The following is a 16,063-nucleotide window of genomic DNA, read 5'->3' on the forward strand; positions in this document are numbered from 1 at the left end:
TTTTTATAAAGGAATATTGCCATGTTTCTTAGCAGGTCTCGTTTCTCTTTTAGACGCTAACATATCGAAGGCATCTGCAAGTCTTGGTCTAGTCGCTGATGGTTCTATGACATCATCTACAAAACCTCTTTCTGCTGCTTTATAAGGTGTTGCAAATTCATCTGTATAATCCTGAATCACTTTTGCTCTTGTTGCCACTGGATCTTTAGCATCTTTAATTTCGCCTCTAAAGATGATATTAGCAGCACCTTGAGGACCCATTACTGCGATTTCAGCAGTTGGCCATGCAAGTACTAGATCTGCACCTAAGTCTTTAGAACACATTGCGAGGTAAGAACCCCCATATGCTTTTCTAACAATCAAAGATACTTTAGGCACAGTTGCTTCCGAGTAAGCGTAAAGCATTTTTGCGCCATGTCTGATGATACCACCGTACTCTTGCTGAGTCCCTGGTAAGAAACCTGGTACGTCAATGATGTTTAATAATGGAATATTAAAGGCATCACAAGTTCTAATAAATCGAGCTGATTTATCCGAAGCGCTTACATCAAGACATCCCGCTAAAAATTTAGGTTGATTTGCAATGATTCCCACAGATTGTCCGTTTATTCTCGCGAAACAAGTGATAATGTTTTTAGCGAAATAAGGTTGATACTCTAAATAATCTCCATTGTCCACAATTGCTTTGATGATATCAAACATATCATAAGGCTTATTTGGATTATCTGGCATAAGATCATTTAAAGATTCAATGATTTCATTGACATCATGATCACAACCGTATGCAGGCGCTGTCTCCATATTGTTTGATGGTAAAAAGCTTAACAGTCTTCTGATTTCTAAAATACAGGCTTCATCGTTATTAGAAATGAATTGTGCTACCCCACTTACTGAGTTGTGTGTCATTGCACCACCAAGTGCTTCTGCAGTAACTTCTTCTCCAGTCACTGTTTTAATGACTTGTGGACCTGTGATGAACATTTGCGATGTTTTGTCTACCATGAAGATAAAATCGGTTAAAGCGGGTGAATAAACTGCACCACCTGCACAAGGTCCCATGATTGCTGTAATTTGTGGAATAACACCTGAAGCCAATGTGTTTTTGTAAAAGATTTTACCATATCCAGATAATGCATCTACAGCCTCTTGAATTCTTGCTCCGCCCGAATCATTAAGCCCTACGATTGGTGCGCCAACTTTCATGGCATTATCCATTGCTTTACAAATCTTTGCGGCATGCATTTCACCAAGTGAACCGCCTACCACTGTAAAGTCTTGTGAGTAAGCATAGACAAGTCTACCATCCACTTTACCGTAACCGATTACAACGCCCTCAGCGGGTGCATCTACCTTTTCCATACCAAAATTAGTACATCTGTGTTTAACATATGCATCTAATTCTACAAAAGTGCCTTCATCGAAAAGTAAATCTAGTCTTTCGCGAGCAGTCAATTTACCTGCTTCATGTTGCTTATCAATACGTTTAGCACCACCGCCAGCTAGAATTTTAGATTTTCGTTGTCTTAAATCATCTAATTTACTGATAGACATTTCAAAACCTCCAAGTTGTGATTTATTTTCTTTCGCATAATTCAACTAAAACTCTGTGTGAACTCTTAGGATGGACGAATGCGATCTTCGCTCCGCCTGCGCCATATCTTGGCGTCTCATCAATCATTTTCATCCCTTTTGAATGCATATACTCAATTGCTTCTTCAATATCGTCTACTTTAAATGCAATATGTTGTACGCCTTCACCATTTTTCTCAATGAATTTAGCAATCGGACCATCTTCCGAAGTTGATTCTAACAATTCTACTTCTGTGTCCCCTACTGGTAAAAAAGCAACTCTTACTTTTTGTTCTTCAACAACTTCCGAACCGTGTAGTTCAAGACCTAAAACATCTTGGTAGAACTTAATTGTCTCATCTAAGTCCTTAACTGCAATACCAATGTGATCTACTTTCAAAGCTTTCATAAAACCCTCCGTTTAACTAAGTTGATTTTAACAACATCTCTGTTTTTTGTAAATAAATTAAATAAACACTTTTAGACATATTCCTTATTTAAAACAAGTATTTATTCGAATAATCCACTTTAAGCAATGTAGATTTTATCATTTCTTTACTTTGTCATTTGCAATTGTCAAATGCAGACATGAATACTTCAATGCTATTTTAAACTATATAAGAATCAAATTTAGTGTATTTTATGAAAACACTATAAAATGTTCATTATTTTAATAAAACATCCATTTTCCCTAAGATTTCTTCCACGACTGAGTAAGGATCTACAAGACGTTTTGCGATTTTTTCAGAGTAGAAATCTAACAATTCTTCCTTATTAGATTTATCTAGAATTGCTTTTTCAACCCTTTCTTTTACAAGCCCTACCACTTCACTTTTTGCGTTTTCAGTTCTGCGTTTTTCAAATTTCCCGCTAGTAACCATATAGGCTTTGTGTTCATGAATTGCTTCTAAAAGTTCCTCTATGCCCTGATTTTCAACAGCAATAACCATTTTTACTGGTGCTCTCCACTCAGCATTTTTGTTAAAATCAAGCATCATATCAATTTCTCTAGCCGTTCTTTTAGCCCCATCACGGTCTGACTTGTTGACTGCAAAAACATCTCCAATTTCCATGACACCTGCTTTTATTGCCTGAATATCATCTCCTAAACCCGGTACCATAACCATTAAAGTGGTATCACAGTTTTTAACAATATCTATCTCTGATTGACCAACGCCAACAGTTTCAACCAATATATAGTCAGATCCATAAATATCTAAAACTTTAACTGCTGCACTCGTCGCTTCCGAAATACCGCCTAAATGCCCTCTAGCACCCATACTTCTTATGAACACACCGGGATCTAAATTAAGATCATTCATTCTTACACGGTCGCCTAAAATCGCACCACCTGTAAAGGGAGAAGTGGGATCTACAGCAATGATTGCAACGGTTTTGCCTTGTTTTCTCAAAGCTTTTACCAGTTTATCTGTTAGAGTACTTTTACCAGCACCTGGAGGACCAGTGATGCCCACAATATAAGCATTGCCGCTTTTGGAATACAATCTTTTTAGAATTTCTAAAGCCTCTGGGTCCTTATTTTCTATGAGTGTAATCAGCCTAGCTGCAGCTCTTTTGTCTTTCTCTAAAATACGTTTTTCGATATCCATAGTGACTCCTATATCCTTTATCGTTTGCTGAACGTCTGCTCATTTACTAAAGCGTTTTTAAAGTTCAGCGAGATGCTAGCACCCCGCTGAACAAAATATTTAAGCTCTTTTGATGTTTGCTCTGATATAGTCAATAGTAACTTGAGTTGGCGTACCTGGTGTAAATACTTCCGCTATACCACTTTCTTTTAATCCTGGAATGTCTTCACCTGGAATAACGCCACCACCGATGATTAAAATATCTTCTGCATCTTCTGCTTTAATAAGTGCAGCAACTCTTGGCAATAAAGTGTTGTGAGCACCAGATAAAATGCTCAATGCGATGCAATCAACATCTTCTTGAATTGCAGCGTTTACGATTTGTTCTGGTGTTTGACGAAGTCCTGTATAAATAACTTCCATGCCCGCATCTCTCAATGCTCTTGCAATAACTTTTGCGCCTCTATCATGTCCATCTAAACCGGGTTTAGCAACTAAAACTCTAATTGGTCTATCCATTGTAATCCTCCTAAATATCAATTGAAATTAAAGATTTACTGACTGTTGGTATTCACCAAATACTTCTCTCATAACGCCACAAATTTCACCTAATGTACCATAGCTTCTTACCGCTTCTAATATATATGGCATTACATTTTCAGTGCCTTCACAAGCAGTTTTAAGTGCAACAAGCGCTGCATCAACTCTATTGTTATCTCTTTCTGCTCTTAATTTAACAAGATTTGCTTTTTGCATTTCGCCAACTGAAGGGTCAACTCGTAGTAAGCCTTTAGGTGCTTCTTCTTCAACTTGATATTTATTCATACCAACAACGATAATTTCATTACTTTCAACTTTCTTTTGGTAGCTATAAGAAGCTTCCATAATTTCTTGTTGAATATAACCCGCATCAATTGCTTTAGGAGCGCCACCTAAATCATCAATTTTCTTGATGTACTCCATTGCTTGATCTTCAATTTCTTTTGTTTTTGCTTCTATATAATATGAGCCTGCTAAAGGATCTATAACATCTGTAACGCCACTTTCATTAGCGATGATTTGTTGAGTTCTAAGTGCAACTTGTACGGATGCTTGCGATGGTAACGCAAGTGCCTCATCTCTTGAATTTGTATGAAGTGATTGAGTGCCACCTAGTACAGCCGCCAGTGTTTGAACTGCAACTCTGACGATGTTATTATCAGGTTGTTGAGCTGTTAATGTAGAACCTCCTGTTTGTGTATGGAACTTGAGTGCCATAGACTTAGGATCTTTAGCGCCAAATCTTTCTTTCATGATTTTTGCCCATAATCTTCTTGCTGCTCTGTATTTAGAAACTTCTTCTAATAAATCATTATGCGCATTAAAAAAGAATGATAATCTTGGTGCAAACGTATCGACGTCAAGACCCGCTTTAATAGCAGCTTCAACATATGCAATACCGTCTGCTATAGTAAATCCGACTTCTTGAGCTGCCGTTGAACCCGCCTCTCTGATGTGGTATCCAGAAATCGAAATCGTGTTCCATTGCGGTACTTCTTTTGAACAGTATTCAAAGATATCGGTGATTAATCTCATAGAGGGCTCCGTTGGAAATATATAAGTACCTCTAGCAATGTACTCTTTTAAGATGTCATTTTGGATAGTGCCTCTTAATTTTTCAGATGAAGTGCCTTGCTTTTCTGCCACTGCAATATACATTGCAAGTAATACAGATGCAGGTGCGTTGATGGTCATAGAAGTAGAAACTTTATCGAGCGGAATCCCATCAAATAGGATTTCCATATCCGCTAATGAGTCAATCGCAACGCCCACTTTGCCCACTTCGCCTTCTGATAAAGCATGATCCGAGTCATAGCCAATTTGAGTAGGCAGGTCAAAAGCAACGGATAAACCGCCTGAACCTTGTTCAACAAGATATTTATATCTTTGATTAGATTCTTTCGCAGTTGCAAAACCTGCGTACATTCTCATTGTCCAGAATCTACCTCTGTACATTGTGTTTTGCACACCACGAGTGTATGGATATTGACCAGGTAAGCCCAAATCTTCCATATAGTCTAAATCTTCGATGTCCGCTGGTGTATAATAGCGTTTCACTGGTGAACCCGATCCTGTTGTGAATTCAGCTTTACGTTCAGGTCGTTTTTGCAAGCTTTCTTGCGTTTTCGCATTCTCTTTCTCTACTGCTGCTTTTAAAATCGAAATTTGATCCTCTTTAAACATCTTTTTAAATCCTCCTTATCATGACCGCAATATGGCATTAACCTCTATAACAATACCATAAATCATGTCAAAATTCATTGTTTTTATCAAAGTATAATTGTATACTTTTTTAACCATTCGCATCAAAATACTTATTTTTTCATTGATCCTGTTGCAAGAAATCTTGCATGCCAAGAAAGAGCCTCATCCATGAGCTGACTTTCGTGCTTAAACTTTGTCTGCTCCGCTCTATCCAAATAATCCACTAACATTTCTCTGTAGTCCGGATGCGCACAATTTTCGATAATCACTCTAGCGCGCTCTTTAGGTGAAAGTCCCCTTAAATCCGCAAGACCTTGCTCAGTAACCACAATTTGAACATCATGTTCTGTGTGGTCCACGTGAGATGCCATTGGTACTATGGATGATATATCGCCATCTTTGGCAGTTGAAACAGTTGTGAATATTGATATATAAGCATTTCTAGTATAGTCTCCAGATCCACCAAGCCCATTCATCATCCTTGAACCCATGATATTAGTAGAGTTAACATGTCCATACATATCTATTTCAATTGCAGTATTGATAGAGATTACCCCTAAACGCCTTGCAACTTCTGGATTGTTACTAATTTCCATCGGTCTTAACACACAGTATTTTGCATAATGTGCCATGTTGTCATTAAGTCTCTTTAAGCCCTCTTCGGAAGGTGTAAATGAAGTTCCAGAGGCCACTGTAACTTTGCCCGCATCAATTAAATCGAACATCGAATCTTGAATAACTTCTGTATAACACGTCAAATTTGTAAAGTTCGAATCCACTAAACCACCTAAAACAGCATTTGCAACAGAACCCACACCCGATTGAAGCGGGAGTAAATTTTCTGGAAGTCTTCCTGCTGTAACTTCATTTTCTAAAAATTTGATGATATGCTTAGAGATCATTTTTGAATCTTCATCAATTGCACCAAGGGGTCTTACTTTATCTGTAATATTGGTTTCTACGATTGCTACAATTTTATCAGGATCGCAAGGAATATACGTTGTTCCTATGCGATCACCCGATTTGGTAATTGGTATTGGCTCTCTGAACGGCGGTTTTTGTGTCATATAGATATCGTGAATCCCTTCAAGATCCATAGATTGCGATGTGTTTATTTCTATTATAACTTTTTTAGCATTTTTTACAGCTTGTGGCGATACTCCCACTGATGTCGATGGAACGATCCCACCATCTGCGTTGATGGCAATCGCTTCGATGATTGCCACATCAATATCCCCAAAGAAGCCATAATCCATATATTGTGGCACATGGCTTAAGTGCATATCTGCATATTTTATTTCGCCATCATTAATCGCATTCCTCATACGCGCATCTGTTTGATATGGAAATCTACGTTTAATGACGCCCACTTCTGCTAATATCCCGTCAAGTTCTGGTCCTACTGATGCCCCTGTGATTAAGGTGATTTCGACTTTCTCACCTGCTTTAGCACGTTCTGCCAAGGCAAGTGGAACAGCTTTAGGATATCCCGAAGGCGTAAAACCACTTGTAGCAACTGTATCTCCATCTTTTATAAATCTCGCTGCTACTTCTGCGGTTGTTAATTTAGAAAGTAACATTTCACTTCTTATGCGTTCATTAATCATAACTTTGCCTCCTAAACTTACTCTCATTTTATGCTTAATCCCTAAAAACAAAAAAACCAAATAACCATCTTTCAATTAAAAGATTGGCTATTTGGCTCAATTATTACTAATTTCTTGAGATAAAAGGTTTTTTTATCTCGCTTAGTAAAATGGATCAATACCCTCTAGGCTCTATTCATTTTCAAACTTGTGCTCGAATTAATCTTCGTTGTAGTCTTCACCACTTTCACAAATTTGTTTGTATTTTTCAGCACAAGTTTTCACAGCCGATATAATCGCTTTTCTTGCACTCCCATAATAATACTTTTTAAATTTTTTTTCAATAGATTCTACATCATTTATATTAGTCCCCACTAAGATTTTGCCTACAAAATCTTTAGCCAGTACCGTTGCTAATGAGCAATCCGAATCGATAATCACGCCTGAATTTTTTTCTACAATTAAACCCACTGCTATTACCGAATACAGTTCTTTCGCAGTTATTCCCTGTGGAAGTTTGGCGTAACCTGTAATCAGAATTTCATTTGTCTCCATGAAAATCCTCCTGTATTATGACACTTTTAAGCATATTATATCACATACTTAGGGTCTTACATAGGGAGCGAATGAAGAATAATTGTGAATATTACCATTCCTAAGAGTGCAAATGGATACGTTGCACCATAACCTGCTGCAGGATCATCAGAACCAACGGCTTCTACTGCAGCACCAAGACCTGGTGTAGAAGTCATTCCACCGCAGATCGCACCTGAAAGCATAATCCAGTTGATTTTGAAAACATATCTGCCAATAATGTAACCCACCATCATCGCTACGACGCCAACGACTAACGATACGATTGCAAGGTTAATACCAGGGCCTGCCAATGCATCAACAACTGCAAAACCGTATCTTAAGCCAACGATTGCTAGGAAGAATACAAGCGATACTTCTCTGATAACACCTAAGATTTTACCGTTCATTCTGAAACTTATAAACCCTAGTTTACCAATATAGCCTAAAATTAATGAACCAATTAAAGCGCCACCCGTAGCACCTAAGCTGAAGTTCCCTAATCCAATGAAGCTCAAATCAATGGTCAAAAGACCAATTGTGTATCCAAAGAAACACGCAAAAACAAATCCAATCATATCAAATGTTACTTCTGGAATTTCCTTGCCTGTCTTACCCGCTTTAGCCTCTGCCATTTCGCGAGCAAATTCTATTTTTTCTTTCTCTACATCTATTCTAAAGATTTTAGGGAAGAAGTTCATCGCAATAATGACGATGAGCACACCAAAAGGATAACCAATTGCATGTCCAACGCCTATACCTGCCGCTGCGTTTTTAACAAACTGCGTTTTTTGCTCCTCTGTTAAAGTGGTTACAGTAGCGGGATCTAAATCTTTATCCAATATTTTAATAAATTTTGTTTTTGCCTCAGTTGACATTGTGTCAAATTTAACAACTTGAGCATTTGCATGTTTATTCGCTGTTTCAATTGCAGCTGCAAGCCCAGGTGAACTTGTCAACGCGCCCGTATAAACACCTGATATTTCATAAGGGTTCTGACCCTTAAACACAAAGGTCATACCATAAGTTGCAGCAGCGCCTAAAAGTGTAATCACAAATCCCATAATGATAAATTTAGCACCATATTTTTTAAGAACAACATCGATGTCTTTTGCTGCAAGCAACCCCACTGCAACGACAAATAATACCAAAAACAAAGTAAAGAAGCCTTTATCAACCACACCTGCTTTAATGAGGGCCGAAGCCGACTTATAAGCGGTGACATCGTCTTCTCCAACTTTTTTAGCGAAGTTAAGCATAAACCACCCAATCGGGAGTCCAGTGAATAAAGCACCCGAGGTTCCAAAGTTAAATTTCCCAAACTTAATCTTTCCAAACAAGAGACCCGTAACTACGGTGATAAACATTAAAATAAACGGATCCATCAACCACTTCATGTAATCAAAACTCATAATTTTATACCCCTTTTATTTCATAAATTAGTTAACGACTCTTGAATGCCCCTAATGCTCTACATAGGTAAAAAAGCGGAAACTTTTCGCTATGGAGAGCATGCAGACATTAAAAAAGACATAGCAAATAGATGCTATGCCGAGATATCAATACGTGTCGATGATGGGAAACCACCGGATATTGGTTTGGGCAGTTTGTTAACTTAATAACATTATAACATAAGTTATCAGAAAGTTAAATTATTTTTAATATTTTTTTTGATACTTTGCGCGTTCCGTTTCATATAGATTACTACCTTCTGCATCAATAACCACAATTGCAGGCAATTCTTCAACAACAAGTTTCCTAATTGCTTCTGTGCCTAAGTCCTCGTAAGCAATGACAGTGCTCTCTTTAACCGAATTGGCTATAAGCGCACCTGCGCCCCCTATAGCGGCAAAGTAGATTGCTTTATGTTTCTTCATCCCGTCGATTACAGTTTGATTTCTCGATCCCTTTCCAATCATACCTTTTAAGCCTAATTTTAATAGGGGCACTGTCAAATCGTCCATTCTGTAACTTGTTGTAGGCCCACATGAACCTATGACTTGATCAGGTTTTGCTGGTGCAGGTCCAACATAATAAATAATTTGTCCTGCCACATCAAAGGGCAGCGCTTCACCATGTTCTATTGATTTGACAAGTCTCAAATGTGCAGCATCTCTCCCTGTATAAATCACACCTGATATGAGCACTTGATCTCCAGATTTCAAGGATTCTATGATTTCATCTGTCAACGGTGTCGTCAATTTTATCTTATTCATTTCAGCCCCCTATATTACAGTTTCAAGATGTCTAGAAGCATGACAGTTAATATTGACAACAACTGGTAAACCTGCAATATGTGTTGGATAAATTTCCACATTAACGCCCAGCGCCGTCGTTGAACCCCCAAGGCCTTGAGGTCCAATGCCCAGTGCGTTTATTTGCTCAAGCAATCTTTCTTCAAGCGCTCTAATATGTTCATATCTGCTTACCGAATCCAGATCACGCATGAGCGCCTTTTTAGCAATTTGTGCTGCCTTATCTATTGTCCCGCCTATACCAACGCCTACAACGATCGGGGGGCACGGATTAGGCCCCGCTAAAGATACCGTTTCCACAACGAAGGCTTCGACGCCGTCAATGCCATCTGAGGGCTTGAGCATTTTAGATCTCGACATGTTTTCACTCCCAAATCCTTTTGCTGCAAGCTTTATCTTCACCTGATCGCCATCCACAATATCATAATAAATTACACCTGGTGTATTGTCTTTAGAATTTTGTCTTAAAAGCGGATCTGTTACAACTGATTTTCTGAGATAACCCTCACCATAACCTTTTCGAATGCCTTCATTAATGGCATCTGATATGCCCCCACCAGTCAGCATCACCTCTTGCCCCACTTCAACAAAAGCAACGATCATGCCCGTATCTTGGCAAATAGGAACTTGTTTTTCACCTGCAATTTTTGCGTTTTCAATTAAATCTAATAAAATTGCTTTTCCTATTGGTGATTCTTCTTTTTCAAGATTATGTTCAAATGCATTTTGAATATCTGCACCAATATAATAGTTCATATCCATACACATCTTCATTACGGCTTCCCTTATTTCAGACACGTTTATTGCTCTCATAAAACCTCCTGTCCATTATTTTTCATTAACGCGCTTTAAAAATTTCTCCGCATCAATGACATAACGGCCATGCGTCCCTTCGCCAATTTTTTCTTTTTCATCAAACGCTTCAACTGCAAACGTAAGTTTTTTACCGTCTATTTCAATAATAGTCGCTATTGCTTTCACTTTCATGTTCATCGGTGTTGCTGCCATATGCTTGACATTTACAAATGTGCCCACTGTAGATTGACCTTCGGAAAGTCCCACTTGTGCACATTTTAGCGCTGCATTTTCCATGAGCCCTATCATCATCGGGGTAGAAAACACAAAAATGGTACCACTTCCAAATGCTGCTGCGGTGTGCTTTTCTTCGACAATCAATTCGGAAATAAATTGATCTCCAATTTTCAACATCATTTCTTCACCTCCTCAGCCTTTATTCTATAATAAAGAATTGCAATCTGACAAGAATAAATTTTCATAAAAAAACCAGTCCCTTGTTGGAACTGGTTTTAATAATAACTTAACTTTTCTTATTGTCATCCGTCAAAGAAATTTCTTCTTCTTTAACCGCTTCAAAAACAGACGTCTTATCATCATTCATCTCTTTGAATTTTTCATTGAGTTTTTCATATGCCGCTTTTTCTCTTTCTTCAAGTTCTTTAGCAACACGTTTTTCTTCTTCAATTTTCACACGGTGAGTTGTAACACTTTCAGTAAGCACATCCATGCCCTCTTCAAATGCCAGTCTAAATTCTTCACCACTTATCGTCTCGTATTTAAGAAGCGCTTCCGCGATGACATGTAGCTTGTCTAAATTTTCTTCAAGCAAAGTTCTCGCTTTATCGTAAGAATTATCAACAATATTTCTAACTTCTCTATCGATTTCAGACGCAACATGTTCTGAGTAGTTTTTCATCGACGTAAAATCACGCCCCAAGAAAACTTCATCTTCAGTATCGTAACTCATAGAGCCCAAATTTTCACTCATGGCATATTTAGTGACCATCGCACGAGCAACCTTTGTCACTCTAGAGAGGTCATTTTGGGCACCAGTACTGATGTCATCTAGGATAAGACTTTCAGCAACCCTACCCCCTAAGAGAATAATGAGTTCTTTTTCCATACTCTTTTTAGTTGCGTAGCTTCTATCCTCTTCTGGCAATTGCATTGTAAAACCGCCAGTTCTGCCCCTTGGTATAATCGTAACTTGGTGCACAGGATCTGTATCTGGCAAAAGTTGAGCAAGTACCGCGTGACCCGCTTCATGATAAGCAGTAAGTCTGCGCTCTTTAGGGCTAACCAATTTACTTTTCTTCTCAACACCTGCTATTACTTTGATAATCGCTTGCTTAATCGTTTCCATACGAATGACCTTATCATCATTTCTTGCGGAAAGCAATGCAGCTTCATTCATTACATTTTCAAGATCTGCTGGTGTGAATCCAGGTGTACTTTGCGATAATACTTGATAATTAACATCTTCAGCAGTCGGTTTATTCTTGGAATGTACTTTTAATATTTGTTCTCTTTCACGAATATCTGGTACCCCAATCATAACCTGACGATCAAAACGACCTGGTCTAAGCAATGCAGGATCCAAAATATCCGGACGGTTAGTTGCCGCGATAATAATAATACCTTGATTATCACCGAAACCATCCATTTCCACTAACAATTGATTTAAAGTTTGTTCTCTTTCATCGTGACCACCGCCTAAGCCCGCGCCACGTTTTCTACCCACTGCATCAATTTCATCAATAAAGACAATACAAGGTGAATTCTTTTTAGCCTCTTCAAATAGATCTCTTACTCTGGAAGCACCAACACCAACAAACATTTCAACAAAATCAGAACCCGAAATCGTGTAGAATGGTACCCCAGCTTCTCCAGCACATGCTTTTGAAAGATAGGTTTTACCGGTTCCAGGAGGTCCAACCATCAGAATTCCCTTTGGAATCCTAGCGCCTAAAGCCAAATACTTTCTTGGATTTTTAAGAAAATCGACGATTTCTTGCATCTCTTCTTTTTCTTCTTTAAGGCCTGCAACATCTGCAAAAGTAATTTTTTTGCTACTGTCCTTTACCATCTTAGCTCTACTCTTACCAAAAGACATTACTCTAGAGCCGCCACCTTGAGAGTTCTGCATAAACACAAACCAGAATACCACAATTAGCAAAATCATGATAATCGTTGGTAAAATTTCAATAAAGAAAGGTGTATTCGCAGGTGGCACGCCTGTAATTGTTTTGCCTTCAAGCTCACTGATTTTTTCACCTGTGATTGGTGATAACATACTCGGTATATAGGTTTCAAATAATGTTTGATCACTTAATTGCCCTGTGATCTTGTTGCCATCGATACTAAGTGTTTGCACTTGATCGCTGTTCAACTTATCATTGAACTCATTGTATGTGAGCTCTACTGATTTGACCACACTATTTTTAGTCATCATAACGAGTATTAAAATCCCTATGAATATCGCAATATATATCGATGCATTTTTCAAATTTTTATTCATAGCACCCTCCTTACGCGTCTTATAATTTTAGCACAATTCTAAAGCTTCAACAATATCATTGAAACTAATTAACAGAATGTTTTCAGTTTTATTTGTAATTTTACACATATCGTTCATTCTCATACCATGAACCCATACTATTTTTTCGTCATCGCATATAAGCCATATTTGATTTCTCTTTTCTTTGGGTATCTTTTCATCTATAAAAAAGTCTTTAATTTTTTTATGCCCTGACATCCCTAGCGGCACAAAAACATCTCCATCTTCTCTATGTCTTAAAATCAAATCACCTCTTATAGTAGATTCATCTACAGCAACAACTTCGAAAATATTGAGATTTTCTTTTATTTTCTCGTAGTCTTGCCTGCTGACTCTTTTCCGTTCTAAAACGGGTAACACTTTAACACACGACGCCACTTTGTGTTCAATAATGAGTTCATCGTATGACAACGAAACTCTGAAATTAGGATCAAGATTAACAAAAGTCCCTGTCTTTGTCAGCCATTGTATCTGCTCAAGCATATCCGATGATATATTGGTCAGATTGCCCCTAACCTTGGATATCACATATCTCAAAAGTTGTAGTTGCTCTGCTTCGTGTAGAAGATCATAGGCCTTTTTAGAGACACTTACCTTGTTTTCTTCCCACTTGCAACAGTTTTCAAACAAATATTCAGTATGTTTTTTCCAAAATGCTTTCTCTCTCTTCATAATTTTTATAGTTTTATAAAGCGTTTGATCCAGTGAGGGATTATAAACAGCTTTCAAAGAAGGTATTAGCTCATTTCTAATTTTATTTCGCAAATAATCATTTTCATCATTTGTATGATCTCGACGCGGATTTAGTGCATTTTCTAAACAATAGGCTTCAATAGAAGTCCTATCTACATCCAAAAGGGGCCTTATATAGATTTGATCTCGCCTATAATCTATAGATGCAAGTCCATCTACACCTGATCCTCTAAATAAATTGATAAAAAAAGTTTCAATCAGATCATTTTTATTCTGCGCAACTGCAATTTTTTGAGCACTTTCTTTAACAAGCACTTTTTGAAAATATTGATAGCGTACTCTACGACCTGCATCTTCAAAAGAGGTGCCAATTTCTTTTGCATACTCGCCAACATCTATTCGATAACTATAAACGGGAATATGATGCAACTCACAAAATGTTTTCACAAACTTTTCATCTTCATCAGCCAGTGTGCCTCTAAACATATGGTTGATATGGACTGCCACTAGATTAATTTTTAAACTCTCTCTAAAATGATACAACGCATGTATCAAAGCAAGTGAGTCTGGACCACCAGAGAGACCAACTACTATTTTATCATGCTCTTCAATTAAATGGTGGTCATAAATCGTTTCTAGCATCTGCTTCAACAATGATATCGCCTCAATTCTATTATAAAAATCCCCAGTAAGCAAGGTCCTTTATATTGTATCATTTTTTCTATTTTCAAACTATTAAAAAATAGAAAAAAGAAAAGAACCCTTAACTACAAGTTTATCTCTTAATAGTTAAGGGGATTTCAAAATGCTGATTATTATAGTTCATGACCCTTTATCACAGTTTTCAACGGTTACTCTCCCGAAATCGAAAGCTTCTTGATTTTAATCGTAGGGGATCCTGTGTAGGCATCTCCCATAATTGTAAATTTCAAATCATTTCCAATCAGTTCGATATCTTTAAGCAATTCAAAATAATTACCCGCAACCGTTATTTGACTAACAGGTTTATCTAATTTGCCATTTTTAATATGATATCCATAACACTGCAATGAAAAATCACCTGATACTTGACTGAGTCCTGCATGTAGCCCTTGAAGATCAATAATGTAAATACCGTCCTCTACAGACGCAATGATTTCTTCGAAACTGTATTTATCAGGCTCGACGTATATATTAGTTGCAGATACACCAATGGTGCCTTTATAAGAGCCTTTGCTTGCATTTCCTGTCGAACTCACGCCTTCTTTTTTGGCGGTTTTTAAATTGTGAAAATAGGTTTTGAGCACACCCTTTTCAATCATAGTATTAACGCGTGTCGCCACACCTTCTGCATCAAAACTACCCGATGAAATCCCTGTTTCAAGATGAGGGTTATCAATCAGTGTAAACTGTTCAGCTGCAACGCGTTCGTTTAGTTTCCCTTTAAATTTCGAAAGGTTTTTTTGAACATTCTCTGCAGATAAAACGCCATTAAAAGCACTTTGGAATTGTGCAAAAGCATCATTTTTAAAGACAACTTCGCACGCTTTTGACTTTGTTGACTTTGCACCCAATAAATTTAAGGCTTCACGTGTGGATTCTTCTGCTAGATAAGCCACTGAAAGTTTATCAAATGCATTTCCGACTTGATAAGCAAATCCCGTTCGAGTGTCACCCGCCGCCTTTGCCGATATCATGGTGTATACAACACAATAATTTGCATGGTCTGATACGTCTAAACCTTCCGTGTTGATAATCCTAACAAAAACTTCTGACTCTTCATAAGCGCTTGCCGTTACTTGGTGGATCCTAGAATCTTTTGCTTCAATTTCTTTTTCAAGTGCCATTAAAAAGTCAATTTTTTGACTTATGGGAACCTGTTCGAGTTTAGGGTTATATAGATCGAGACTTTTGTAGTTTTGATCCCCACTGTAAATCATAACTTCATCATCATTTTCAATGATTTTTGCATTTTGATAAGCTTCATTTACAAGCATTTCCACTGCCTGTTCATCCATTTTTTCCGTATAGGAATATCCCATCTTACCCTCAATAATACCGCGATAAGAAATCCCACCGTTTTCTGATAAACTGTATTTATCGAGTTCTTGCTTATAGACGGACATAGAGAGTTTTTTTGCATCTTGTATATAGATTTCTTGTGCCGTAAAGCCCATTTGACGTCCTTTTTCAAATAGTTGTTTTATCATTGCATCCATG

The 16,063-nt window shown here is 37.7% G+C and carries 14 protein-coding genes; all 14 read right to left on the reverse strand.

The genetic code is table 11. The features are described 5' to 3' along the window. Positions 1-3: 3 nt before the first annotated feature. Positions 4-1,551, reverse strand: a complete 1,548-nt coding sequence (locus F3D3_RS03330) for a carboxyl transferase domain-containing protein (protein ID WP_069871190.1) — start codon at positions 1,549-1,551, stop codon at positions 4-6. A 22-nt stretch (positions 1,552-1,573) separates the two neighbouring features. Next, a complete protein-coding gene (gene mce, locus F3D3_RS03335; protein ID WP_069871192.1) occupies positions 1,574-1,978 on the reverse strand; it encodes a methylmalonyl-CoA epimerase in 405 nt (134 codons plus the stop codon). Positions 1,979-2,234: 256 nt separating this feature from the next. Then, on the reverse strand, positions 2,235-3,179 hold the full coding sequence (gene meaB / locus F3D3_RS03340; protein ID WP_069871194.1) for a methylmalonyl Co-A mutase-associated GTPase MeaB: 945 nt from the start codon (positions 3,177-3,179) through the stop codon (positions 2,235-2,237). 99 nt (positions 3,180-3,278) lie between these two features. Beyond that, positions 3,279-3,677 carry a cobalamin B12-binding domain-containing protein gene (locus tag F3D3_RS03345; RefSeq protein WP_069871196.1) on the reverse strand — a complete coding sequence of 133 codons (399 nt, stop codon included), beginning with the start codon at positions 3,675-3,677 and terminating at the stop codon, positions 3,279-3,281. Positions 3,678-3,704: 27 nt separating this feature from the next. Further along, positions 3,705-5,381: a methylmalonyl-CoA mutase gene (locus F3D3_RS03350; RefSeq protein WP_069871197.1), complete on the reverse strand. Its 1,677-nt coding sequence runs from the start codon at positions 5,379-5,381 to the stop codon at positions 3,705-3,707. A 131-nt stretch (positions 5,382-5,512) separates the two neighbouring features. Continuing rightward, positions 5,513-7,009, reverse strand: coding sequence for an acetyl-CoA hydrolase/transferase family protein (locus tag F3D3_RS03355; RefSeq protein WP_069871199.1), 1,497 nt, complete (start codon positions 7,007-7,009; stop codon positions 5,513-5,515). Positions 7,010-7,207: 198 nt separating this feature from the next. Next, positions 7,208-7,543 carry a DUF3870 domain-containing protein gene (locus tag F3D3_RS03360; protein ID WP_069871201.1) on the reverse strand — a complete coding sequence of 112 codons (336 nt, stop codon included), beginning with the start codon at positions 7,541-7,543 and terminating at the stop codon, positions 7,208-7,210. 56 nt (positions 7,544-7,599) lie between these two features. Next, positions 7,600-8,973 (reverse strand): hypothetical protein, encoded by a 1,374-nt coding sequence (locus tag F3D3_RS03365; RefSeq protein ID WP_069871202.1) that lies wholly within the window; start codon positions 8,971-8,973, stop codon positions 7,600-7,602. A gap of 246 nt (positions 8,974-9,219) precedes the next feature. After that, positions 9,220-9,777 (reverse strand): Fe-S-containing hydro-lyase, encoded by a 558-nt coding sequence (locus F3D3_RS03370; RefSeq protein ID WP_069871204.1) that lies wholly within the window; start codon positions 9,775-9,777, stop codon positions 9,220-9,222. 9 nt (positions 9,778-9,786) lie between these two features. Then, positions 9,787-10,629 carry a fumarate hydratase gene (locus F3D3_RS03375; RefSeq protein ID WP_069871206.1) on the reverse strand — a complete coding sequence of 281 codons (843 nt, stop codon included), beginning with the start codon at positions 10,627-10,629 and terminating at the stop codon, positions 9,787-9,789. A gap of 15 nt (positions 10,630-10,644) precedes the next feature. Beyond that, complete coding sequence (locus F3D3_RS03380; protein WP_069871207.1) at positions 10,645-11,028, reverse strand: thioesterase family protein; 384 nt, start codon at positions 11,026-11,028, stop codon at positions 10,645-10,647. Positions 11,029-11,134: 106 nt separating this feature from the next. Continuing rightward, entirely contained in the window at positions 11,135-13,132 is a 1,998-nt protein-coding gene (ftsH, locus tag F3D3_RS03385; protein WP_069871209.1) for an ATP-dependent zinc metalloprotease FtsH, read from the reverse strand. A gap of 27 nt (positions 13,133-13,159) precedes the next feature. Further along, positions 13,160-14,506: a tRNA lysidine(34) synthetase TilS gene (tilS, locus tag F3D3_RS03390; protein WP_175438274.1), complete on the reverse strand. Its 1,347-nt coding sequence runs from the start codon at positions 14,504-14,506 to the stop codon at positions 13,160-13,162. Between the two features lie 209 nt (positions 14,507-14,715). Then, positions 14,716-16,062, reverse strand: coding sequence for a TldD/PmbA family protein (locus F3D3_RS03395; protein WP_069871212.1), 1,347 nt, complete (start codon positions 16,060-16,062; stop codon positions 14,716-14,718). Position 16,063: the final 1 nt, after the last annotated feature.

This window comes from Fusibacter sp. 3D3 (assembly GCF_001748365.1).
Lineage (GTDB): Bacteria > Bacillota > Clostridia > Peptostreptococcales > Acidaminobacteraceae > Fusibacter_A.

What these genes read in the sequence shown, in the direction of transcription:
- mce (WP_069871192.1), bottom strand. Translation starts at nt 1,978, where the DNA reads ATGAAAGCTTTGAAAGTAGATCACATTGGTATTGCAGTTAAGGACTTA.
- F3D3_RS03370 (WP_069871204.1), bottom strand. Translation starts at nt 9,777, where the DNA reads ATGAATAAGATAAAATTGACGACACCGTTGACAGATGAAATCATAGAA.
- meaB (WP_069871194.1), bottom strand. Translation starts at nt 3,179, where the DNA reads ATGGATATCGAAAAACGTATTTTAGAGAAAGACAAAAGAGCTGCAGCT.
- tilS (WP_175438274.1), bottom strand. Translation starts at nt 14,506, where the DNA reads ATGCTAGAAACGATTTATGACCACCATTTAATTGAAGAGCATGATAAA.
- F3D3_RS03395 (WP_069871212.1), bottom strand. Translation starts at nt 16,062, where the DNA reads ATGGATGCAATGATAAAACAACTATTTGAAAAAGGACGTCAAATGGGC.
- F3D3_RS03365 (WP_069871202.1), bottom strand. Translation starts at nt 8,973, where the DNA reads ATGAGTTTTGATTACATGAAGTGGTTGATGGATCCGTTTATTTTAATG.
- F3D3_RS03350 (WP_069871197.1), bottom strand. Translation starts at nt 5,381, where the DNA reads ATGTTTAAAGAGGATCAAATTTCGATTTTAAAAGCAGCAGTAGAGAAA.
- F3D3_RS03345 (WP_069871196.1), bottom strand. Translation starts at nt 3,677, where the DNA reads ATGGATAGACCAATTAGAGTTTTAGTTGCTAAACCCGGTTTAGATGGA.
- F3D3_RS03360 (WP_069871201.1), bottom strand. Translation starts at nt 7,543, where the DNA reads ATGGAGACAAATGAAATTCTGATTACAGGTTACGCCAAACTTCCACAG.
- ftsH (WP_069871209.1), bottom strand. Translation starts at nt 13,132, where the DNA reads ATGAATAAAAATTTGAAAAATGCATCGATATATATTGCGATATTCATA.
- F3D3_RS03380 (WP_069871207.1), bottom strand. Translation starts at nt 11,028, where the DNA reads ATGATGTTGAAAATTGGAGATCAATTTATTTCCGAATTGATTGTCGAA.
- F3D3_RS03330 (WP_069871190.1), bottom strand. Translation starts at nt 1,551, where the DNA reads ATGTCTATCAGTAAATTAGATGATTTAAGACAACGAAAATCTAAAATT.
- F3D3_RS03375 (WP_069871206.1), bottom strand. Translation starts at nt 10,629, where the DNA reads ATGAGAGCAATAAACGTGTCTGAAATAAGGGAAGCCGTAATGAAGATG.
- F3D3_RS03355 (WP_069871199.1), bottom strand. Translation starts at nt 7,009, where the DNA reads ATGATTAATGAACGCATAAGAAGTGAAATGTTACTTTCTAAATTAACA.